The following is a 21,543-nucleotide window of genomic DNA, read 5'->3' on the forward strand; positions in this document are numbered from 1 at the left end:
TCCCGAACGGCGGCCTGCCACGTGTGGTAATCACCGCGTGCGTCACGGAGCGAATTAGCCCCCGTGTAAGTGATCTGCATTAGAAGGTCACCCCATAGAAGGGCTTCGGCGCCGGGCGGAAGTCCTTGAACTCAATCCCTCCCCCTCCGGTGGCGAGAAGGGAGAAGGGGTGCCCCTCTGCCTGCCAGTCCCGTACGTGTGCCTTCTCAAGGCTCTCCAGGACTGCGCCGGTGTGCTTACGCGGGCTATTGGTCATGCTGCCGGCCACCTTTACGAGGACGGCCGTGAGCGCTTCGGCTTCCTCAATGGTGATGGTGAGCGAGATGGCCGGAACCTTCTCGATCTTCGTGACTTCCTGGTCGATGATCGTGCGCTTGGCCTCAGCCATTCTCAATCCCTTTATCGAAGGTGTAACGAGGTCCGAGAACTTTCCAAGCCGGATAGCTCTCTAGGTAGTCCGCTGCTCGCCGCAAAACCTCGGGCCGATCCCTAGCCCCCCGTGCTAGGAGCTGACTGTTACAGCGGGCACAGAGGAGGCCCCGGATGGCCTCCGTCTTGTGGCAGTGGTCAACCGCCAGATTTGTTGTACGGGTCTCTCGACAGATGGCGCATTTACCCTCCTGCGCCTTAAAGAGCTGGTCGTACTCCTCGACCGAAAGGCCGTAGGTAGCCTGAATCCGAGCGTTCCGGGTCGCCTGCCGGCGGGTGGTCTTGCGGCAGGAGGAGCAGACTTTGCCTCGGGTCGAGGTGAAGAACTGCTCAGCCCTGTTCTTCCCGCACTTCACACATTCACGGAACCCTTTACGCGGCACTAGGCCCGCACCTTAATGAGGTACTCCAAGCGCTTCATTTCCTTGAGCGTCACGTTCTCGTCCACGAGAGTAAACAAGTTGAAGAGCGAGATAGCGGCCATGAGCTGCCTGCCTTGGAAGTCGATGACCGCTGTCCTGACACCGCCCTTGGCAGCACCTATCAGCACCTTGGAAAGCTGGAAGAGGTTGAGGTTACGGGGGCTGTCAATGACTACCACCAGGGCCGCCCCATCGATGTCCAAGCCAGTGAGATCCAGACCAGGAAACCGCGTTGCCAGGGCGAAGCCGAACTCTCGCTCAGCCCTGAAGCCACCGCGAATCTCTCGAACCATCGTCATGCTTTCCATTGGCCATACACCCTTCATCACGGGAGGCAAGTAATTAGGCAACAAAAGAGCCCGGGAGCTCCTCGTCCAGTTCCTCCAGCCGGAGGTTCGAGCGGTTGAGCCGGAAGCTTGCGAAGGTCCCACCAGAGGAGTCCTCGAAGCCCTCGCGGTTTTTGACTGGGGACACATTTAGAATGCGGCTGTTCATCCCGTCAACCTCTTTATGAATGGTGAGAATCAGCGAAGGAACACGGTGCACTTTGCCCTTGACTCCTGAGAGCGGGATGGGATTCAAACCGTCTGAGTGTTCCCCAGTTACATGATGTAGGCCGAGCACGTGAGCGCTTGTCTCCCGCGCCATTTCCGAGAGGTATTCACAAAGCCCTTCCAGGCCGAATGTGTAGCTCTCCGCCGACCCCACCTCACCCGTATCCACATTGGTGATGTTGTCTACCACGAGTAGATGGGGTGTGCACCCATAAACTTCCAGGTAGCACAGAAGGTGGGACTCAATTTCTTTCTGAGTGGGACGAGCCGAAAAGTTGAATCGGGTCCACCAGCGTCCGCCTAGGGCATTTTCATACTCCGAGAAGTCGCCTCCCACAAGGGCTTCCTTGACCACCTTGGAGTCATCCCCGGTAACCATGGCAGTGGCCCTTGCCACCTGCGTGGCCGCGCTTGAGTCAGCCGAGAAGTAGAGAACGGGGATGTTGGCCGTCATCGCAAGGAACAACGCGAAGAGGCTTTTTCCCGTACCGGGGCCGGCAACAACTAGCGATAGCTCGGACCTGCGGAACTCGACCTCTAGCCGCCTGAGCGACTTGAACGAGTTGGGGATTGGCTCACCCGCCGCACCCCGGATTCTTGTCGATTGAGTGAGCGAGAACATGGCTTCAGTTCCTTCCTTTGACCCCCAGACCACATCATCACGGGAAGCAAGTGCGAGGTTCTAAAAAAAGCCCCGAGGGGCGGCGTCTCTGGTCGCAGCATACGCCTGCGGCATATGCAAGGCAATGGTTTTTCCCTACCCGCGCCTGGAAGAGCAGGCATAGCCGACATCACAGAAGCGGCAGAGGAAGCCCGGCCTGGCAGGAAAGTCCCCGGCCTTCACGCTCTGATCCATGCTCACGAAGCGCTCGGCTATCGCTTCCTCAGTAACTGCGGTGAGGTCGACGGGCCGTGAAAGCCCGCCCGACTTTGCCATGTACCAATCAGCGTCATTGACTTCCACCCCCAACACCTTGCGCGCCAGGACCCCGTAGGTCTGGAGCTGAAACTTCGACTTGGTGGAACCCGTCTTGAGGTCCCGCACTCGGACCGACCCGTCAGGCTGGCTGACGAACTGGTCTACGTAGCCCTGGACTCTGACACCGCCGAGGTCTGCCGTCAAGTGTGTTTCGATACCGGGCTGACCTGCGGGGTCCTTCCAGATGACAGGCCGATTCTCCTCCGCCCACCGGACGTAGGCCCGGGTCTGCTCCATCCCCAGAACATACCGCGCCTCGATGTCTGACTGACCGTCGGTGCCGGCGGTCATCCAATGGTCCAAGTTCGGTTCCCGGGCAAGGGCCTTGTTGACCCGATTCGTGTAGTCCTCGTGGAAAAGGTCTGCGACCTGATCCGCGGTGAGGGTGCGGCCTTCGCCTTCATAGATCTCAGCCGCCCCGTGAAACGCGGAGCCCTGATGAGACCAAGCAGCGGGCCGAGGAATGATCTTCTCGACCCGCTGAAGTTCGTACTGCCTAGGACACTTCTCGTAACTCTCAAGCTGACTCACGGAGCGAGTCATATTTGCGACATGCGCGCGGTTCTCTTCCATACGCCTCCCATTCGGCTCGGACTTCCGGGTGCACCAGGTGCACGCTGAAGTGGTTGGACAGCGGGAACTGCCTGTGAGGCTGCGCCCAAAACTGAGATTCGACAACTCGTTTTCTCCAGAAGGACCGAAGCTCGGCGTCAAGGCGCTCCAACGCGTCATGGTCCTCAGGAAGCAGGATGTCCGATTCTGTAACGATGTAGTACGTTCCTGCGCTTTCGGTGGCTACGCGCTTGATCCGCAGCGCCTCGGACGAGTGCATTTCGGCCAGCGCCACCGGCTGAGCGGCCCCTACCGCCCGCCGCAGCTCCGCCTTCGTCTTCCAGCGCGAAGCTCCCGCTCCCAAGATCATCAGCACACGCCCCCCAGGGTTCGACCACGATTCGAACGCCTGTACGCCCTCGTCGTGGTCACGAGCGTACGCCGGGTGACCCGTGAAGCAAATGTGAAAATTGGTGTGACGTAGGCCACACGGTCGGGATCCTCGGGTTCGTACAACCAGAAGGGGCCCCAGCAGGTCTCACCTGCTGGGGCCCCTCTGCGGGCTCGTGTTTCGGCGCTGATTGCCCCGCTCTACTCGGGTAGCGCGGCCTCGTCGTCCAGAAGCTCGAACAAGCCAACCCGGCCATCCTGAGGTACATCTGCCGGCCAACGGATCACGAGGAGATCGCCATCAAGCTGGGGGTCACGCGGCACGTAGTGCACACCGCGCTCCGCATCCAGGTTAAGAACCTCACCCTTGTCCAGGCGGTTCAGAAACGCCCTCAACGCCAGTTCGGCACGCCGACCCACCTGTGCGCCTAGGCGGGTCTGAACGAAGGCGCGGAGGCCCATGTAGGGCTCCTGGCTCCACACCTTGCGCCTCAGGGCTGGGTCTGAAAGGTCCCAAGGAATAGCTTCGGACACCTGCCGCAAGGGGCCTCGGCTGTACTTCTCCATCTCGTTGAAGCGCCAAGTGACGGCCTGCCGAGTCACGTGGAACTCATCGGCAATTTCCTGATGGCTCTTACCAGCCTCTTGCAGCATCAGAAGCGCTGCGTTGTCAGGAAGTTTTCTCACGGCTTTCCTACCCAAATCCGTAGGTTCTTCTTGGTGGTTGTGCGCCCTCCAGCGGGGTTGCGCGGCGGAGTTAGCCGCACTCTACCCGCAGGGGCAACCTCCAGACAGTATGACTAGAGATGGTGTGATCCAGGTCTCAGCTTAGCCCTGGCGCGTCCTGGCACTCCCCACCGGACACGTACATACATATTGAGAGCTAAAGACAAGAGCACTTCATAGTTCAGTCATTCCTTTGTCACTCTCTGTACAGATACACAAGGAACCGGAATCATTACCTCCGAAACCTTTAAGTCCTAAATCTTCCTCTTTGTTGAGTCTCCCTGCTGGACTAAGTCCGCAGGTCGCAGAGCCAAGGAGGGGTGGCCTCGGAGCCAGACAAGGAACCTCCGAGGCCACCACAGCAGTGAGCCGCCAAGGGCAACCAGCAACTAGCTCCACCTTAAGTGATCACTACCAAGGAGTAAGTAGGTATGCCTAGAGCTGCATCGATATGCCTTGTGGGGGGCTGCCCCCGCCGAACTGTGCGCTCGGGCCGGTGCGTTGAGCACGCCCCACCTGAGCGAGCGTGGGCACGGAAGAGCGCTCGGAACCAGACGCGTGACAGTGCCTGGGAGCGTCGGATCCGACCCCGGGCCTTGGTCCGCGACAGGTTCGCCTGCGTGGTGTGCGGGGCTCGGGAGAGTCTGGAAGTGGACCACATCAAGCCCATCGCCAAGGGCGGCACCTGGACCCTCGACAACGCTCAAACCCTGTGCCAGCCCTGCCACTTTGCCAAGACCCAAAGCGACAGGCGAGGGCACTAGTACCCCTCTCGGAGGGCTGAAGGTCCCGCATCCGCGGGGCCGGCACCGATGGCCATTAGCTCAGCCTGGTAGAGCACGCCTCTGATAAGGGCGGTGTCCCTGGTTCAAATCCAGGATGGCCAACGATGGGGTAGCTCCCCTGTCTCTGAAACTCCCCCTGATCAGGGGACGGAGGAGACGCGCGTTTCGTCTAGCGGCTCAGGACTCCCCCGGTCAGGGGGTGACACGGGTTCGAATCCCGTAACGCGCTTTCTGCCCTCTTAGCTCAGTCTGGTCTAGAGCACCGCGCTTCCAACGCGGGGACATCGGTTCGAATCCGATAGGGGGCTCGCTAGGGACCCGTCAGTCTGGATATGGGATGGGAGCCGGCAAAGGATCGGACTTATGGACGTCAGGTCCCACCCGAGAGATAATCCCGGCCCCATGCGGGTGCGCGGCCCATGGCCGTAGGAGAGTCCAGACACATTGGCATGTAGCTCAGTGGGCAGAGCAAGGGACTGTTAATCCCTCAGGCGCTGGTTCGAGTCCAGCCATGTCAGCAAGGGGCAGGGTCAGACCGGTGGGTACCGGAGCCGTAGCGGAAGCGCGGTGGTTGGCCTCCAGGGGTTCGAGTCCCCGACCTAGCCCTTGGCCACATTGGATCTGTAGCTCAGTTGGTAGAGCTAGGGCCTCTTAAGCCCCGAGTCGTAGGTTCGAGCCCTACCGGATCCACTCAAGCCCGCCTAGGCAAAATGGCAAAGCCGTCTGTCTCAGGAACAGAAGTTTCCCGGTTCGACTCCGGGGGTGGGTACGGAGTGAGAGACGCAAGCGCCGGCATGCACTCCGCGGCCTCCTTGTAGGAGGCTCTCTCACAGTAGGACGTAGCTCAACTGGGAGAGCGCCCAGACTCCAAATCTGGGAGGTGTCGGTTCGAATCCGACTGGCCTAGCTGGTCCGACAATAGCGGCCTGACCGCTGCAACGATAGGACAAGGGGACGGTGTACGGGATGCACCCCGCCCCAAGTACATCGGGCTAGTCACCCGAAGGAACAGGGAGGAAGAGCGGTTCGAGTCCGCTGCCCCGCTTCTGGTCGTAGTTCAGTTGGTAGAGCGCCTGGTTTGGGACCAGGAGGCCGCAGGTTCGAGTCCTGCCGACCAGACCACCGCAAGCCCCGCCATCGTGCGGGGCTTTTTTGTTACCGCACCCAGGAGTGATGCACCAATGTACGAGGACCAGGAGCACGGCGACGGCCCACGCTTCCACGCTGCGGACGAGCCCACCAGGGCCAAGCGCAAGAGCAGTTGGAGGCAGATGGCTCGTGACGAGCTGGATGACCTCGGTGACCTCCTGGACGTCGACCTGCCGAAGGTGAGCTTCTGATGACACGAGGACCTGCACCCAAGGACAACGCAGTCAGACGCAACCTGCACCCCAGCGCGCAGACGCTGCCGGCTGTACCCCAGCCAGGCCGTGAGCTGCCAAAGGCTCTCGGCATCACCACTGGTGGAGCTCGGCGCTTCTGGAAGACCTGGTCATCTGCTCCGCAGACAGCGGCTTGGACTGAGACCGACTGGGCCGAACTGGAGCTGACTACAAAGCTGGTTGATGGCCTGTTCCTCGGTGATCTCAAGTTGGCCGGAGAGATTCGGCAGCGGGTTGCTAAGTGGGGCGCCACGGTCGAGGACAGGGCGAGGCTCCGAATGACTTTCGACAAAACCCCCGAAGAGGACTCTGAGGCGCCCTCTGCGCCCGCTCCTGAAGTCGACATGGACGAGGAGCTTTACAAGCTGCTCAACGGCACTTAGAAGGCGGTGAGGCCCCTTGCAGACAGGCAATCTGCCCGCAGGGGTCCCGAAGCCGAATCAGACTCTCGGCTACCAAATTATCCGCTGGTGCCAGAAGTACATCGTTCAGCCTGACGGCGATCGAGCCGGAGAATCCTGGCAGTTCACCCCCGAGCAACTCCGCTTTGTGCTGTGGTTCTACAGCATCAAGCCCGATGGGGGGTGGACCTACTCAGCCGCAACGCTCAGACGAGCGAAAGGCTGGGGCTTAGCAAGACCCCCTTGCTAGCGGCTCTCGCCATTGTCGAGTTCCTAGGCCCATGTCGCTTCAGCCACTTCGATGCCTTCGGCCTTCCGGTAGGCAAGGCCGTAGCACTGCCTGTGGTTCAGATCGGCGCGACCGCGCTTGACCAGACAGACCAGACGCTAGACATGATCCGAGGCATGCTCTCGGAGTCTCCTGCTGAGGCTGAGTACGGTCTCGACATCGGTAAGTCGATCGTCCAGTTCAAGAGCGGTAAGCCTGGCTCTATCAAGCCCAAGGCGACCGCCGGCAGGACGAACGAGGGAAACCGCCCGACCTTTGCTCTGATGGATGAAGTCCACCACTGGGTTTCCAGCAACGGTGGTCCCGACTTCTACCAGACGATCAAACGAAACATTGAGAAGACGACCAAGGCCGGGTCTCGGTGGGTGTGCACGACTAACGCCTACAACCCGAACGAGGATTCTGTAGCTCAGATCATTCACGAGTCCGACATGGTGTCGCAGAGCTATTGGCTCTACGACTGCCTTGAGGGTTCTATCGCGGTCGAGGACATCCGCGATGAGGCATCCGTACGCGCGTCTCTTGTGGAGGCTTACGGAGATGCCTCGTGGGCTGACATTGACGGCCTGACACGAACCATTCTCTACGACCGCACTACTCCTGATTCGACATACTGTCGCTTTTTCTTCAACCAGATCGCCGAATCCTCGGACGGCTGGATGAGTAAGAGTGAGTGGGACGCATGTCTTGACGACGATGACCCCATCAAGCCTGGCGATCAAATAGCCATCGGCTTTGACGGATCGGTCCGCGGTGACTCGACGGGCCTCGTAGGAATCAGAATGCGGGACGCCAAGCTCTTCGTGCTCGACGTGTGGGAGCGCCCTGAGAATGCCCCAGATGACTGGGAAGTCGACGTTCTCGCGGTCGAGGCCGCGGTGAACCGAGCTTTCGCAGACTACCGCGTTGCTTGGATGTACGCCGATCCGCCTTACTTTCAGGAGGCTATAGGCCGGTGGTCCATTGAGCATGGAGACGACACAGTCTTTGAGTTCTGGACCAATAAGCCAACCAGAATGGTTCAGGCAGTGGAGCGATTCCGCACCGCCACCATGGTTGGCGATCTGAAGCACAACGGGGACGGTCGGCTTACTCGGCACGTCCTCAACGCGGTCACGCGTGAAGTTCCTCAGGGAGTCCTCATTCAGAAGGACTCTCCGCGATCCAAAAGGAAGATCGACCTTGCCGTATGCGCCGTGCTCGCCCTGGAGGCGAGGGCTGACGCCATCGCTGATGGCCGTATGCAGATCCGGAGGTCCCGAGTAGTGGGGTGGTAGCTATTGGCTGATATCGAAGTGGGTTCTCCGCCCATAACACCTTCAGGGTGGGTGGACTGGCTACACAGCAAGCTACTCCAGCGCAGATCCAAACTGCGTTTCTACTCGAACTACTACGACGGACGGCATCAGAAGATGGTGTTCGCTCAGGCCAAGTATCAGTCTGAGTTCGGCCGCCTCTTCGACTCGTGGTCGGACAACTTCTGTGGCCTGATCGTGGACTCTGTGAATGAGCGCCTCTACATCGACGGCTTCCAGATGACTGATGAGCCAGGCGGTGACAAGGACGCTCGGGAGATTTGGCAGCGGAACCGGCTCGATGCCGAGTCCAATGCCGCTCACCTGGACGCGATGATTCATGGCGTCTCGTATGCCGTCGTCTGGGCAGACTCTGCCGGCCAACCCGTCATCAGTATTGAAAGTGCTGAAAACGTCGTTGTCCAGTACAAGCCTGGTAGCCGCTGGGACATTGAGGCCGCGGCCAAGTTTTACACCGATGACTGGGGCAGAGAGTTTGTCACTCTCTGGTGGAACGGCAAGGTCTACACGGGTGCCGGCCTGACAGGGAATTGGGGCGACTACAAGGAAGCCCATAACCCTCTCAAGGTGCCTCCAATCGTGCCTATCCCCAACCGCTCTCGGCTTACCGGTCCTCCGATCTCTGACCTCACCGTGGTCGTACCTCTGGCTGACGCCATCAACAAAACCGTGGCTGATGCCCTGGTGGCGAGCGAGTACGCGGCTTGGCCACAGCGGTACGTGACTGGCCTTGAGATCCAGGAGGACGAGCAGGGCCGCCCCATCGAGCCGTACAAGGTTGCGGTGGACAAGCTCTTGCAGGCAGAGAACCCCGATGTTCGTTTCGGGCAATTCGAAGCAGCCGACCTCAAGAATTACGTGAATCTCGTCAACATGCTGGTTCAGCATATGGCGAGCATTTCCCGCATCCCGTTCCATTACTTCCTTCTCAACGGAGGAACCGCGCCGTCCGGCGAGAGCATCACGAGCGCGGAAGCCGGACTAATCGCTAAGGCGCGAGAGCGCATGTTGCACTTCGGTGAGGCCTGGGAACGCGTAATGCGTCTCGCCTTCCTGGTGCTCGGTGACAAGCGATCCGAAGCCCACGGGGCTGAGGTCATCTGGCGTGACCCAGAGAACCGCACTGAAGCACAGCACATGGACGCGCTTCTCAAGGCACAGCTTATCGGCGTACCGAGAGATCAGCTCCTTCTCGATGCCGGCTACACGCCGCAGCAGATCGAGCGCTTCCGCACCATGCGGGAACAAGACGCCAAGGACGCAATGGAAATGGCGGAGAAGTACCCGGCCCCAGTGCCGGAACAACCTGATGACCCTAAGGCCAGTGAGAAGGAAGCTCGCAAGGCCCCACAGGGCAACTCGGGGAATGCGGCCCGCAAGGCTGCCTGACCTACTGCACAACACCCGGACGGCTCCCGCAATGGGGGCCCTTTTTTATGCCCCGAAATGGGAGATCACATGGACGACACCACGCAGAACCAGCAGAACACCACCGACACCAAGACCTCTGAGGGTGTGCCCGATGTGGCAGCCCTTCAGGCAGATGTCGAGCGGTGGAAGGCCCTCTCTCGTCAGAACGAGAAGAACTGGAATGACGCTCGCACTGAGCTTGCGTCAATTCAGCAGGCTTCCATGACTGACGCCGAGAAGGCCATTGAGGCCGCACGGACCGAGGCGCGAAACGCAGCCTATTCCGAGGTCGGCACACGCCTTGTAGACGCTGAGCTTCGAGTTCAGGCCGCTACTGCTGGTGTGACCCTCCCAAAGCCCGAGTTCCTGAACACCAGCGCCTTCATGAGCACTGACGGATCAGTGAACACAGAGGCGATTAACGCGTTTGTGTCGTCCCTTCCCAAGCCGTCCAACTCCCCCGAATTTGCCCAGGGGATTGGCCTTGGACGTCAGGGCGACTCCGGCTCTTACGCAGCCGGACAGCTCAGTCGTGACGCCCTTTCCCGAATGTCTCCCCAGGAAATTGCTGCTGCCCGTAAGGCGGGCAAGCTCGACGCTCTTATGCGGGGGGACCTCTGACCCATTGAGGTAGCCTATGTCTTTTACCACTCAGGCCGGTAACAACCCAGGTGCCGGCGCACTTCAGGCCGCAGGCGGCCACTTCATCCCCGAGATTTGGACGTCCCAGCTCCTTGAGAACCTGGATGACAATCTCGTACTCGGTTCCCCCGAGATCGTGAACCGCAGTTATGAAGGCGAGTTCCGGCGCGAGGGCGACGTTGTGCGAATCCCTCACTTCGTTGACACCGTCGTTGACAAGGGAATCGTGAAGTCCTACGGGGCAATCGGTACCGCTGACCGTGCTCAGCTTGAGTACATCAAGATGACCGTAGCAAAGGGTTCGAGCTTCCACCTGGAGCTTGACAACCTTCACCAGCTCCAGACCAAGACGGGCATTGACCTGATGAGCAATCTCATTGCTCAGCGTGCCCGCACCCTGGCGAACACGATGGATTCGCTCATTGCGAAGACCATTCTTGCCGCGGTCGCTGGTAAGGACCTGAACGGCACTGAGGACCGCAACGCAACTGTTTCCGGTCTGCCGGCACTGCACGGCACCATTGACAAGATCGTGGATGGTGACTTCGCGGCTCCGCTGGATATCTCCGTCTACGACTTTGTTGTGTCGATGCTGGAGAAGCTCGATATCAAGGGCGCTCCGCAGGATCGATTCCTCTTCATCTCCCCGAAGCTTCGTTCTGCGCTTCTGCGTGACCCGAAGTTCATTGATGCCAGTCACTTCGGTGGGGGTGCTGTGATGCCGACTGGTGTCATCGGCTCCATTCTCGGCGTGCCAGTCCGAGTGGCTAACACTCTCGGCTCTCACACCCGTGTGAATGACAAGCTGGTCAAGAACCGCCACACCGACTTCAGCACGGTGGACATGTTCATGGGCTCCACTGCGGCGGTTTCGCTCATCGTTCCGTTCGCGGAGATGCAGGCTTACCAGCCTGAGGCGAAGTTCACCAATGCCATTAAGAGCCGAGTCATCTATGACGCGAAGGTTATTCGCCCAGAACAGCTTGTTGTAGCGACTGGCGTTGAGGCTCTGATCTCGACCCACAACGCTGCGAACAACACGCCGTAAGGAGGCCCCTGTTGCCTCTGGCATCCGTTGACGACGTGGCCGCCCGTATTGGGCGGCCCGTCGCCGCAGACGAAACCGCCCGCGTGTCAGCCTTCTTGGAGGACGTGACGGGGCTGGTTGAGGACTACTGCGGCCGAGACATGGACAGGCGGACCGGTCAGAGCATCACCCTCTACCCCGAGGGTGGTTGTGACCTCCCTGTCCCCCTTCGATATCAGACCTTCCTCACGGTTGCCGGCGTCCTGCAGAACGGCCAGCCGGTGACTGACTACACCTTCAACGGGCGGTCACTCACTCGGGATGTTGGCTGGGAGGAAGCCGCGGTGACCATCACCGCGTCTTGGGGCTACGAGGCAACCCCTGCTGCTCTCCGTGCAGTTGCCTGCTCCGAGGTGATCCGCTGGCTTGCCCTCTCCCCTGGCATTGAGTCAGAGCGTGTGGGTGAAGTCGAGGTGACGTTTACCGGTGCCGGTTCAGCACAGACGCTCTCGACCGCCACCAGGACCACGCTCCGCCCCTACCGGCGTCGAGGAGCTGGCTCCATCACACTCAGGCGGGAAGGCCCTGCTCTCGACCTGAGGGGGCCCGTTGTTCTCTGATCACCCCGTAGAGGTCTGGCGAGCACCCGTACAGATCAAGACCGCTTACACCTCTCGTCCCGACTGGGACCAGGCCGTGAGGGTCTGGGAGGGCCTGGCCGACGTTCAGCCTGACAAGGCCTACGAGAGTTACAGCCCAGCTCGTGACCAGTCTCAGGAGCGGCTCACGGCCTTCCTCCCCTATATAGCTGTCGTCGCCTCTGGGGACAGGGTCAAGTATGCGGGCCACATGTACGAGGTCGATGGGGAGCCGGAGCAGTGGGGGGCCACCTCCCGCCGGCACCTGAAGGTCTCGATCTGGAGGGCCCTCAAGTGACCAGTTCCCGGAGAGCCCGCACGAGGCTGACCTTCCGTGCCGGATGGCAGGACGACGCTCTGTCTCTCCCAGGTGTCCGGAAGCTTGTAGCGGAGCACACGGGCGAGCTGCTGCATCGAGTCATCACAGACGCTCCCCGCCGTGGACACGGCTCCCTCCCCTGGAACTCGATCGCAAAACACCTTGAGGCGTACGTACAGCTCTCCTCCGAGGGCTGGTACGGAAACGTCGTCATCGAGGACAACCCCCTTGTGCGTCACGCCATGCTCCAGGAAACGGGTTTTACCAGTCCGAAGGGCCGCAAGATTCGTGGCCGTAGGTACCTCAAGGGTGCCCTGCTGAAAATGAGGGTCCAATGAGGATCGACGCAATCGAAGTTCTGGTGTCCTATCTGAACTCCCGTCCTGGCATCCCAAATGACTCGGTCATAGGCGATCTGACAGAACACGTCACTGGGGAAACCGCGATCTACCTAGAGCACATGGGCGGCTTCAGAGTCGTCAGAGATTGCATGGACCGTGTGGATGTCGAATACGACGTGTACGCGCTCGACCGCAAAGAAGCGGTAGATCTCGCGCTCCTCGTACGCGAAAAGCTTCTGGAGGAGCTGCCCAGCACCGCCGTTGGCGGCGCTCTCGTCCTGGACGTGGAAGAGATCGACTCCCCCAAGTACGACCCTGACGACTCCTCTCGTGAGCATGTGTACTGCGGTCAGGTGGCCGTCTTCTTCACCGAGTCCTGAGGGAGCCGCACCATCACGTTGTCCTCGGGACCGTCAGCCTGGAACCCTTGGAAGCCGTGCCGGCTGTACCACCGACCTAGCTCCTCGTAGCTGAGACCTCCCGGACCGGGATCGACGCTCAGGAGCAGAACCACGCCTTCGGTGTCTGCATCTCGGCACACCTGCCTGAGGATCTCGCTTCCTAGTCCCTTCCCTCTGGCCTCTTCCCTGACCACCACCTCACTGACGATGGTCGGCTCTTTGCTGGAGGGCCCAGAGATCAGACTGGCGGACGCTAATCCGCCGTGGAGTACGTAAGTCGGCTTCATGGCCACCTTATCCATTGCCGTTTTCCGGCACAAGCCCCCTGCTCGGGGGCTTTTTTTATGCCCTCAGGAGGCCCCATGGCTAATGATGCCAAGAAGATTCGATTTGCCCCCAACGGCTCGCTATTCATCGCGCCGGCACCCACGGGTGGTGTAGGCAGCACCGTACTCCCAACCGCAACGGGGGACGGTGTCGCTGCGCCTACTGGCTATAAGGCACTGGGCTATGTAGACGCTGGTGGTGTCACCCTGACGCCTTCGATTGAGACTCAGCCTGTCGAGGCCTGGCAGAGCGCTGTTCCAATCCTCTACAACGTCACCAAGGCGAGTTTCTCCGTGAAGGCAACTCTTCAGGAGACAAACGAACTTACTACCGAACTCTTCTGGGGAGCCGTGTGGGAGCCGGTGATGGTTGGAGCCGTTGCCACGGGTGAGTACCGCCTCAACCTCTCCAGCACCCCAGAACTCAAGGAGCTTTCGCTTGTCGTGGACTGGCAGCAGGGAGCCATTCGGTATCGCTGCGTCATTCCGCGAGCGATGATCTCGGACCGTGGAGCCATTCAGCTGAACCGTACTGAAAACGGGCGGTACGAGCTGACCATTGAAGCCCTCGACTTCAATGGAAACCTGGGCTACGTCCTCACGAACGACGACATTCTCGATGAGGCGCCGCAGACGCTCCCCGCCAACCCGTAAGAACTACCAACCCCATGCCCGCCCCCTTGAGGGGCCTTTTTTATGCCCAGGAGACCCCTATGACTGCTCCCAAGAAGACTGCCACGAAGAAGGCCACCGCGGCTAAGGCTGAGGCGCTTGAGGAGAGCCCAACGAGCTTTGAGCACGCCGGGCTCACCTTCGAAGTTCCTCACCCACTGGACTTCCCGCTTGAGGTCCTGGAGACCGACGACGAGTTCGAGGCCTGCCGGCTCATCGTGGGTGACGAGCAGTGGAAGGCATACAAGGCCACCCGTCCGACCATTCGTGACTTTGGTGTGTTCGCTGAGAAGCTTTCTGCGGCTCAGGGTCGTGACACCGACTCGGGAAACTGATTGCTGTCGTCCGCGTCATCCAGGACTACCAGGACGAACTAGAAGCTGATCTCATGGAGTTCTTCCAGGTTGACCTTCTAGACCTGTGGCGCGGACGGCTCTCCCTTCGCCGTGTAGGCGTACTGATCAACTCGTTGATGAAAAAGCCCGGCCGCTCCACCCTCCTTGAGGCGATGGACGAACGGACCAGGTGGGGTGAGTCTGACTACCTCCTCGCCCGAATCTCCGATGCCCTTGAGCTATCCAACTTCCTCTTCTTCAAGGCGAACGCGGAAGACTCCGACGACCTTGAGCAACCTGCTCCCATTCCACGGCCCGGCCAACCGGAGCCAGAACCAGAGCCCATAGAGACACAGTTCAGCTCCGCAGAGGACTTGAGCAGCTTCCTGGGGCAAATGAACAGCCTCTAGGGGGTCTTATGGCCGAAGGACGTGCACCGATCAAGGTCGGCACTGGCTACATCGAAATCGTGCCCAAGGTCACCGCTGAGGACATGCGACAGCTTCGCTCGAAGGTCACAGCGGAGATGGAGAAGCTCGGCCTTCAGGCCGGTCGAGACATCGAGGCGGGGGTAGCCCGCGGGCTTGCCGGCCTACCTCGTGCGGCGGCCAAGCAGGCCAAGCAGGCCAAGGCCGCAATTGAGGCTGAGGCCAAGGACACTGCGGAGACGATCGAGGCTTTGGAGCGTCACGTAACGCAGCAGTACGGCCAGGAGTCTGCGAAGCGTCTTAAGGAACTGCGGGAGTTCTACGGCAAGTACGAGCGTTTGACCGAGGGCGCGTCCAATACAACGCGGCAGGCTCTACGTGAGACCGTGCGCCAGGAGGAGCGGGCCGCGCTCGACCGCATTCGGGCTGAGCGGGACCGCGTTCGTGAAGTCGAGCGCTTGGAGCGGCAAGCAGCCTCCATAGCTCGCCAGGAACTACGCCAGACGGTAGCCGCTCAGCGTGAAGCGACACGAGAGCGGATTGCTCTCATACGCTCTGAGGCTCTCGCTCAGCGTGAGTCTCTCCAGGCGGGCATTACCGCACAGCAGAGGCTCATTACGCAGACACGTGACCGCATGCGGGATCTTCAGCGGCAGATGTCTGCAACTACCACCAGCACTCAGAATTTCTTTGGCCGGACAGAGACGAGCCTGAAGAAGCTCGGAACGAATTTTGAGAATGTCGGCAACTCCATCACGGAGACCGGAAACATTCTCGCGACAAAGTTTCTGGCTCCGCTGGCGATGGCCGGCGGCCTGCTTACCACCATCGGTGTTAAGTCTGCTGACAGCCTGATTCTCGGGCAGCTTGGCCTTATGGGTTCCAACGTCTCTGCGAAGGACTCGGCCGCAGCGCTTGCGAAGATCCGTCAGTACGGTGTTGATACGCCGTTCTCGATCGAAGACATGCAGATGTACATGACTCGGTACATTCGAAGTCTGTACTCCCACGAAGCCGGTTCCCAGTCGAAGGACCCTGCGAAGAAGCAAGAGGCGGGAAAGAACGCTTCGGAACGTGCCGCCCAGATCGTACAAATGATCGGCGACAACGCGGCGAAGGCAGGAAACCTTGATCCCGCGATGGTCTCTCGCGCCATGTACGCGATTGACATGATTCTTGACCTTGAGCGTGTGCCAACGAGGAATCTGAAGCAGTTCACCGCCGCGGCTGGTATTCCTGTCCAGGAACTGGCTCAGCTCATGGGCTATCAGGACAAGATGGTCAAGGGCAAGGATGGGAAGCCGACTAAGCACACGGCAGCGGCTCAGATTCTTGAGCTAATGGCTAACGCGAAAGAGACTGGCGGTCTCCAGGGTCCCGAGATGATTCAGGCCCTGATTGACAACTGGGCCGGCACTGACACGCAGGGCTACGCCAAGAAGGTTACCTCTGCGACCATCACGGGCCGCATTCAGCAGATGAAGGAAGGCGCCCAGCTCAGTTTGGGTAACCTTTTCGCCAGGACCAACCCGGAAACGGGCATGGTTGAGTACACCGGTCTCGGTGAGCGAATCATGGGCAAGAAGGTAACCAAGAAAGACCACTGGGGCCAGGAAACCACCGAGTTTGAGGGTGGATTCCTCAACGAAATTCAGGATCTCGCGAAGCAGTACGGTCCGAAGATTCCCAAGTTCCTGGACATGTTCTTCGACGCCATCGAGTCCTTCGCATCGCAGATCAAGGCCGTAGCCGATTTCATCAACGAACACCCGGTTATCAAGGAAGTCGTCTCCAAGGTCGCTGAGTTCCTTGTGACTTGGGGCCCGCTCATCATTGCCGTTGGCCTGCTCTCCAAGGTTTTGGGCAAGGTGACCGGACTTGTTGGCCGAGCCTTCGGCCCCGTGGCAGCCGTTGCCCGCGCTGTCGGTAACGGCGCCCAGGGCGCCAACGACGTAAGGCGTCAGACCCGTGCCCGGAATGAGGCACGTCGGGAAGCCCGCGACCGCGGAGAGAGCCGTTCGCAGATTCGCCAGGCCGGACGGGATGCCTATCGGCAGACCCGCACTGACCGTGCCGGCGGTGATACGCGATCGGTTGGGCGCCGGGTTGTCGATCGTGCTCTTGGTCGTTCAGGCCCCAGCGGGAACGAGCGTCAAGAGATGGCGGAGCTGGAGCGCCAGGCCCGTGAGGCCCGTGACGAGGTCACCCGCCTCCGTGCTGATCTGCGAGAAGTCAACTCCCAGAGTCTCCGGGACATCGCTTCCGCCCTCGGTGGGGGCAGCACGTCTATCCAGGGGGCCGCACAGCAGGCTCAGACCTCGGTCAACAACGTCCAGCAGCAGGCACAGCAGCTCAACCGCACGTCCGTCAGTCAGCTCCGCCAGGAGCTGGACCAGGCGGAGGAGGCTGCTCGGAAGCTGACGGCCGAGCTCGACCAGGCGGCCGTCAAGGGTCGAGGCCTGAACGGCGTCACCCTCAATGCCATCAAGGGTGAGGTAGACGGCCTTAAGGCCTCTGCTGAGGACGCCGGGACCAAAATCACCAGCGTCAACACGCGAGTTGGGAACCTGGACGGTAAGCGGGTTTCGAACGTGAAGGCCTCCGTTGACGAACTGACTCAGGCAGCCCGCCAGGCTGCGGATCAGATTGGTGACGGGGCAATGAGTGCCTCTACATCCGGACGCACGGCCAACCTGAATAAGCGCCGACTGACTGACGTGATCCAAGAGTTCAGGAACCTTCTAACCGCTGCTCACGATGTCTACGAGAAGATTGGTCAGGGCACTGGTGCCGGCTCGCTTGCAGGTCGTATCGGTCTCCTGAATCAGCGCTCTCTCAGTGACGTAAAGGGGAAGGTCGATGAGCTAGGCCGCGCCCTGAAGAACGCGAAGGATGAGGGTGACGGCCTTGACGGGGCTCTTGACCGGATCGGTAAGAAGGCGCCTGGTGGGGGCGGTAGCGGTGGAGGGAAGAAGAATCACGCTCGTGGTGGTATCGCTCGACAGAGCGATGTGAGTATGGCCGGGGTCATGCCCGGCTATGCGCCTTGGGTAGACAATATCCCCGCCGTTCTCTCTCCGGGTGAGGCGGTACTTCGTCCCGAGGTCACCAACGCTCTTGGCGAGTCCACCATTAATACCTGGAATGCTCTGGCCATCCGCGGAAAGCTTTCCAGGCACGCACGCGGTACTAGTGGTGGTGGCGGAAAGTTCGACCTGGACGCTATCAAGGAACTGATCAGCCTTCAGGGCATTGCTCCTGTCGGAACCGCGATGCTGAAGACAATGAAACTAGACGGCTCTTCGGATCGTCTCGGCGGTTCGACTCAGCAGGGTGTTCTACGGACCGGAGACAAGTCCTCTGCCCTCGGTGGAAACGCTGCTGCTGAGAACTTTCGGGGCATGTACGACTGGATGACCGAGGATGCATTCGAGGTTCTCCGGAAGGTACCGACGCTAGTCGGCCAGGCAGCCGGCATCCTCGGCGGCGCCATGGCACCTGTGCAGGCTGAGTATTTCTGGAATGACGTGTGGAAGGGCGATGGAAACATCGTCGCTCGCGGTAAGAAGTACATGGACCACATGTTTTCCATGGAGACTCTCGGCAAGGTCTGGGACAACCTGTATTCCGGTGTCGGAGACTCTCTAGGCGCCATCTGGGATGTTGTCACAGACCCCATCGGCGCTTTCACTGACGGATTTGGTGACATCGGAGAAATCCTGTCGGGCTCGTACAACAACATCATCGACATGATCGAGACGGTGAAGGAGATCAAGGATTCTCCTACGGCCTACGCGGGTCGTGTGTATAACGAGTTTATGGCCAATGCGGAGGAGAGCATGCCTAACACTAAGGGCTTGTTCGACTTCAAGAATGGGGCCACCGTTCAGGCATCTATGCCGGACTTCGGCGCTGGGCTGGCCCCACAGCCAGGTGCCGGCGGAGCCGGTCAGTGGGCCCCTACAGCCCTTCAGGCAATGTCGATGCTGGGCCTTCCCAGTACCGCTCTTCAAACGGTTCTGTACCGCATCGGTATGGAGTCCGGTGGAGACCCGACCATTGTCAACAAGTGGGATTCCAACTGGATTGCGGGGCACCCTTCGGTAGGTCTGATGCAGGTCATTGGTCCCACCTTTGACGCCTATGCGGGGCCTTTCCGGGGTTCTCAGCCCAAGTTGTACGGCACCAGTGTTAACCCGTTGGCAAATATCTACGCAGGCCTGAACTACGCCCGCCAGCGCTACGGCGCGGGCTGGCAGCGGATGCTTGCGGGAAACACGGGTTACGCGACTGGCACCCTTTCCGCGTCTCCTGGCTTTGCCATGGTCGGGGAGAAGGGTCCGGAACTCGTCCGCTTCGGCGGAGGAGAGCGGGTCTACAACGACCGGGAAACTGAGGCACTGCTCAACGGGAAGAAGTACGAAATCCACGTGCACGAGGCTCGTAGCGAGCCGACTGCTCAGGCAGTAATGCGGGCCCTTCAAACAGCGGAGGCGCTTTACACCAACCTGTAAGAAGGAGGGGGTTGCCCCGTGCCAATTCCTATTCTACCGAAGCCGCTGCCGCAGCCCGTCATACCGCCAAGGCCGCTGCCTCGGCCCGTTGAGTGGGGCCCTACTCACGTCACACTCATCGGGGCCAACGGTGAGGGGGAGCGAATCCCCCTCACCGAGGGCATCAGCGATATTATGACCAGCATTATCATGCAGCCAGGAGCTACAGGGCTAGACATGCCTCCCTTTGGGCTATTCTCCGATGACTCCCCGAATCTTGACGGGTCCATATATCGATCCGCCCGAGCTGCTGCACGGGAAATCATGATTCCGGTCTATCTCCGCGGGCATGACCGCCAAAGCATAAATCAGCTTAAGCGGCGACTGTTCCAGGCTCTCAACCCCAAGCGGGGTTACTGCTTGATCCGCTTCACTGAGGGAGATGACCGGGCCCGCCAGATAACCGCCTACTACAAGGGCGGAATGGAAGGATCAGAGAGCGTCGACACAGCAGGTTTCGCATGGGCCAAGTACGGCCTTTCGTTTATTGCTATGGATCCCTGGTTCTATCCGGATCGCTCTCAGTCAACTCGATGGGACTTCGGTGCCGGCGATCCACTCCTCAGCTCCAGCGCAAGCCTCTTCCCCATGCATCTGAGTAGTGGAGTCATGGGTGTGCCCGAGGACAAGATCACAATCAGCAATCCGGGCGACATCGAAGCTTGGCCCGTTTGGAAGCTCTACGGCCCCATCAAATCCTTCTCCCTTACCGGTTCTGCTGGGGAACTCATCAAGGCATCGCCTCCCGAGGACGGTTCAGACCTGGTGCCTGTGGGGCGCGTGCTCACCATCGACACTCGCCCCGGCCGTAAGACGGTCAAGGATGACCACGGCCTGAACTATTGGGCGGCCTTGGACACAAACCCCGAATTCTGGTCGGTAGAGCCAGGCGACACCACGGCGCATGTATCTGTCGTCGCCGGCACTGACAGGGCCGCAGTCGTCCTGTCCTTCTACCCGCGATACGCATCATTCGTCTAGGAGGACTATGGGCTACCGAGTCGAGGTTTTCGACAGAGACCTTAAGAGGGTCGGGGAGATCGATCAGTGGATCAGCCTGGATTTCACGGTGCGTCTTGCACAGGAAGGCTCCTGGCAGATCCTTATCAAGGACGGCACGCCTCAGTCTGACCTCATCAAAAAGGGCGGAGGAGTCGCCATCTGGCAGGAGGGTGTTTCGAAGCCCCTACTGAGCGGCCAGGTGGACGTGTTCCAAAAGTACTGGACGAAGATCCAGCACACGGGGCCCGGCTCCCTCTACATCGGCGGTAAGTGCCACAACACGCTTGCATACCGCCGATTGGCTTTCCCTGACCCTGCACTCCCAGTCAGCCAGCAGTACCTAGCCCCTCTCCCCGTCAGGCAGTGGCCAGACTCGGGCACTACAGGCGGAATGATTTACGAGGAGCTAAACCGCGCTCTTGGCCCTGGTGCTCTTGCTGATCGTCGGGTAGCAGGCCTCAATTTCACCGCATCTGAGCTTGGCACTGGTATAGCGGACTCGCTCCGATTCGATGTGATCGGCAGCAAGCTCGAAGAGTGGTTCAAGGGTCGTAACGTTGCCTACCGATTCATTTACAACGCGAACGCTCAGAGGGTCGACGTCGAGATATTCAAGCCGCGGGATCTTTCAAAGCGGGTTCGGTTCAGTCCCGAGCTAGGAAACCTGCGCGAGTACATCTGGACTTTGAATGCACCGAAGGCGACACGCGCCATTGTGGGGGCTGCCGGCGAGAAGCTGGAGCGGTACTACTACCAGCAGACTGATACCGCCTCAGAGGCGGAGTGGGGGCGTCAGACGGAGGTCTTTGTAGACCGACGAGACATTCAGCTCAAGGTAGACCGGAACACGGGTCAGCCCGTGAAGTCTGAGGATTCGATGACTGCTGCCGATGTGGAGGCTGCGAAGAAGGCGGTCCAAGAAGCGGCCATAGGCACTCTGAACGAGAACCAGAAGTCGGGCAACTTCCAGATCTATCCGATTGACACGGCCGACTGTCTGTTTGGTCGCGACTACTTCGTCGGCGACATTGTCACGGTGGCCGTGGACGGCACCGAGTATTCGGACGTTGTCCGTGAGGTTGCTATCTCCGTTGACGATGGCGGCAAGGCCAAGGACGTGAATCCGAAGATCGGCCAGCAGGGTTCTGGCGAGCCCCTCAACCTTTACAAGACGGTCTACGACATGCAGCGGAAGCTGCGCAAGCTCGAAGCGAGGATGTGACG

Annotated in this window: 23 protein-coding genes and 8 tRNA genes; 24 read left to right on the forward strand and 7 right to left on the reverse strand. The window is 60.0% G+C overall.

Annotation, left to right across the window (positions count from 1 at the left end; translation table 11 throughout):
* Positions 1-79 precede the first annotated feature (79 nt).
* The 6 genes from AC3IYJ_RS09680 to AC3IYJ_RS09705 form a co-directional block, all read right to left on the reverse strand.
* Positions 80-388, reverse strand: coding sequence for a hypothetical protein (locus AC3IYJ_RS09680; RefSeq protein ID WP_489400902.1), 309 nt, complete (start codon positions 386-388; stop codon positions 80-82).
* The gene (locus tag AC3IYJ_RS09685; RefSeq protein WP_489400903.1) at positions 381-812 is read right to left on the reverse strand and encodes an endonuclease VII domain-containing protein; all 432 of its coding nucleotides are present in this window, start codon (positions 810-812) and stop codon (positions 381-383) included. Before AC3IYJ_RS09685 ends, AC3IYJ_RS09680 begins: the two co-directional genes overlap by 8 nt.
* On the reverse strand, positions 812-1,159 hold the full coding sequence (locus AC3IYJ_RS09690) for a hypothetical protein (RefSeq protein ID WP_489400904.1): 348 nt from the start codon (positions 1,157-1,159) through the stop codon (positions 812-814). Before AC3IYJ_RS09690 ends, AC3IYJ_RS09685 begins: the two co-directional genes overlap by 1 nt.
* Positions 1,160-1,193: 34 nt before the next feature.
* Positions 1,194-2,027: an AAA family ATPase gene (locus tag AC3IYJ_RS09695; protein ID WP_489400905.1), complete on the reverse strand. Its 834-nt coding sequence runs from the start codon at positions 2,025-2,027 to the stop codon at positions 1,194-1,196.
* 135 nt (positions 2,028-2,162) lie between these two features.
* Positions 2,163-2,915, reverse strand: a complete 753-nt coding sequence (locus tag AC3IYJ_RS09700; RefSeq protein ID WP_489400906.1) for a PD-(D/E)XK nuclease family protein — start codon at positions 2,913-2,915, stop codon at positions 2,163-2,165.
* Between the two features lie 612 nt (positions 2,916-3,527).
* Entirely contained in the window at positions 3,528-4,013 is a 486-nt protein-coding gene (locus AC3IYJ_RS09705) for a hypothetical protein (protein ID WP_489400907.1), read from the reverse strand.
* A gap of 470 nt (positions 4,014-4,483) precedes the next feature.
* On the opposite strand from AC3IYJ_RS09705, the gene AC3IYJ_RS09710 reads away from it, so the two are divergent.
* From AC3IYJ_RS09710 to AC3IYJ_RS09795, 18 genes are all read left to right on the forward strand, one after another.
* Positions 4,484-4,816: an HNH endonuclease gene (locus AC3IYJ_RS09710; protein WP_489400908.1), complete on the forward strand. Its 333-nt coding sequence runs from the start codon at positions 4,484-4,486 to the stop codon at positions 4,814-4,816.
* 49 nt (positions 4,817-4,865) lie between these two features.
* Positions 4,866-4,939, forward strand: a tRNA-Ile gene (locus tag AC3IYJ_RS09715).
* Positions 4,940-4,995: 56 nt separating this feature from the next.
* Positions 4,996-5,066: transfer RNA gene (locus AC3IYJ_RS09720), tRNA-Asp, on the forward strand.
* 4 nt (positions 5,067-5,070) lie between these two features.
* Positions 5,071-5,145: transfer RNA gene (locus AC3IYJ_RS09725), tRNA-Gly, on the forward strand.
* A gap of 137 nt (positions 5,146-5,282) precedes the next feature.
* Positions 5,283-5,355 (forward strand) — tRNA-Asn (locus AC3IYJ_RS09730).
* Between the two features lie 99 nt (positions 5,356-5,454).
* A tRNA-Lys gene (locus AC3IYJ_RS09735) sits at positions 5,455-5,527 on the forward strand.
* 5 nt (positions 5,528-5,532) lie between these two features.
* Positions 5,533-5,606, forward strand: a tRNA-Leu gene (locus tag AC3IYJ_RS09740).
* 64 nt (positions 5,607-5,670) lie between these two features.
* A tRNA-Trp gene (locus AC3IYJ_RS09745) sits at positions 5,671-5,744 on the forward strand.
* A 139-nt stretch (positions 5,745-5,883) separates the two neighbouring features.
* Positions 5,884-5,959 (forward strand) — tRNA-Pro (locus AC3IYJ_RS09750).
* Between the two features lie 59 nt (positions 5,960-6,018).
* The gene (locus AC3IYJ_RS09755; RefSeq protein ID WP_489400909.1) at positions 6,019-6,177 is read left to right on the forward strand and encodes a hypothetical protein; all 159 of its coding nucleotides are present in this window, start codon (positions 6,019-6,021) and stop codon (positions 6,175-6,177) included.
* Positions 6,177-6,602 (forward strand): phage terminase small subunit, encoded by a 426-nt coding sequence (locus AC3IYJ_RS09760; RefSeq protein WP_489400910.1) that lies wholly within the window; start codon positions 6,177-6,179, stop codon positions 6,600-6,602. Before AC3IYJ_RS09755 ends, AC3IYJ_RS09760 begins: the two co-directional genes overlap by 1 nt.
* Positions 6,603-6,803: 201 nt before the next feature.
* Positions 6,804-8,186, forward strand: a complete 1,383-nt coding sequence (locus AC3IYJ_RS09765; protein ID WP_489400911.1) for a hypothetical protein — start codon at positions 6,804-6,806, stop codon at positions 8,184-8,186.
* Positions 8,187-8,237: 51 nt separating this feature from the next.
* A complete protein-coding gene (locus AC3IYJ_RS09770) occupies positions 8,238-9,614 on the forward strand; it encodes a phage portal protein (RefSeq protein ID WP_489400912.1) in 1,377 nt (458 codons plus the stop codon).
* Between the two features lie 69 nt (positions 9,615-9,683).
* Positions 9,684-10,256, forward strand: a complete 573-nt coding sequence (locus tag AC3IYJ_RS09775; RefSeq protein WP_489400913.1) for a hypothetical protein — start codon at positions 9,684-9,686, stop codon at positions 10,254-10,256.
* A 16-nt stretch (positions 10,257-10,272) separates the two neighbouring features.
* Positions 10,273-11,325 (forward strand): phage major capsid protein, encoded by a 1,053-nt coding sequence (locus tag AC3IYJ_RS09780; RefSeq protein WP_489400914.1) that lies wholly within the window; start codon positions 10,273-10,275, stop codon positions 11,323-11,325.
* Positions 11,326-11,336: 11 nt separating this feature from the next.
* The gene (locus AC3IYJ_RS09785) at positions 11,337-11,924 is read left to right on the forward strand and encodes a phage gp6-like head-tail connector protein (protein ID WP_489400915.1); all 588 of its coding nucleotides are present in this window, start codon (positions 11,337-11,339) and stop codon (positions 11,922-11,924) included.
* Positions 11,914-12,240 (forward strand): head-tail adaptor protein, encoded by a 327-nt coding sequence (locus tag AC3IYJ_RS09790; protein ID WP_489400916.1) that lies wholly within the window; start codon positions 11,914-11,916, stop codon positions 12,238-12,240. Before AC3IYJ_RS09785 ends, AC3IYJ_RS09790 begins: the two co-directional genes overlap by 11 nt.
* A gap of 355 nt (positions 12,241-12,595) precedes the next feature.
* Positions 12,596-12,982 carry a hypothetical protein gene (locus tag AC3IYJ_RS09795; protein WP_489400917.1) on the forward strand — a complete coding sequence of 129 codons (387 nt, stop codon included), beginning with the start codon at positions 12,596-12,598 and terminating at the stop codon, positions 12,980-12,982.
* Here AC3IYJ_RS09795 and AC3IYJ_RS09800 read toward each other — a convergent pair.
* Complete coding sequence (locus tag AC3IYJ_RS09800; protein ID WP_489400918.1) at positions 12,952-13,290, reverse strand: GNAT family N-acetyltransferase; 339 nt, start codon at positions 13,288-13,290, stop codon at positions 12,952-12,954. The two genes, AC3IYJ_RS09795 and AC3IYJ_RS09800, sit on opposite strands and share 31 nt — an antisense overlap.
* A 75-nt stretch (positions 13,291-13,365) precedes the next feature.
* Between AC3IYJ_RS09800 and AC3IYJ_RS09805 the strand changes: the two genes are divergently transcribed.
* The 6 genes from AC3IYJ_RS09805 (at position 13,366) to AC3IYJ_RS09830 (ending at position 21,541) form a co-directional block, all read left to right on the forward strand.
* Positions 13,366-13,983 (forward strand): phage tail tube protein, encoded by a 618-nt coding sequence (locus AC3IYJ_RS09805; protein WP_489400919.1) that lies wholly within the window; start codon positions 13,366-13,368, stop codon positions 13,981-13,983.
* Between the two features lie 59 nt (positions 13,984-14,042).
* Positions 14,043-14,336, forward strand: coding sequence for a hypothetical protein (locus tag AC3IYJ_RS09810; protein ID WP_489400920.1), 294 nt, complete (start codon positions 14,043-14,045; stop codon positions 14,334-14,336).
* A 53-nt stretch (positions 14,337-14,389) separates the two neighbouring features.
* The gene (locus AC3IYJ_RS09815) at positions 14,390-14,746 is read left to right on the forward strand and encodes a hypothetical protein (RefSeq protein ID WP_489400921.1); all 357 of its coding nucleotides are present in this window, start codon (positions 14,390-14,392) and stop codon (positions 14,744-14,746) included.
* Positions 14,747-14,754: 8 nt separating this feature from the next.
* Complete coding sequence (locus tag AC3IYJ_RS09820; RefSeq protein ID WP_489400922.1) at positions 14,755-19,278, forward strand: transglycosylase SLT domain-containing protein; 4,524 nt, start codon at positions 14,755-14,757, stop codon at positions 19,276-19,278.
* Between the two features lie 174 nt (positions 19,279-19,452).
* A complete protein-coding gene (locus tag AC3IYJ_RS09825) occupies positions 19,453-20,298 on the forward strand; it encodes a phage tail domain-containing protein (RefSeq protein ID WP_489400923.1) in 846 nt (281 codons plus the stop codon).
* A gap of 7 nt (positions 20,299-20,305) precedes the next feature.
* Complete coding sequence (locus tag AC3IYJ_RS09830; protein WP_489400924.1) at positions 20,306-21,541, forward strand: siphovirus ReqiPepy6 Gp37-like family protein; 1,236 nt, start codon at positions 20,306-20,308, stop codon at positions 21,539-21,541.
* The last annotated feature ends 2 nt before the right edge of the window (positions 21,542-21,543 follow it).

Source organism: Streptomyces sp. GL_140, from assembly GCF_057834465.1.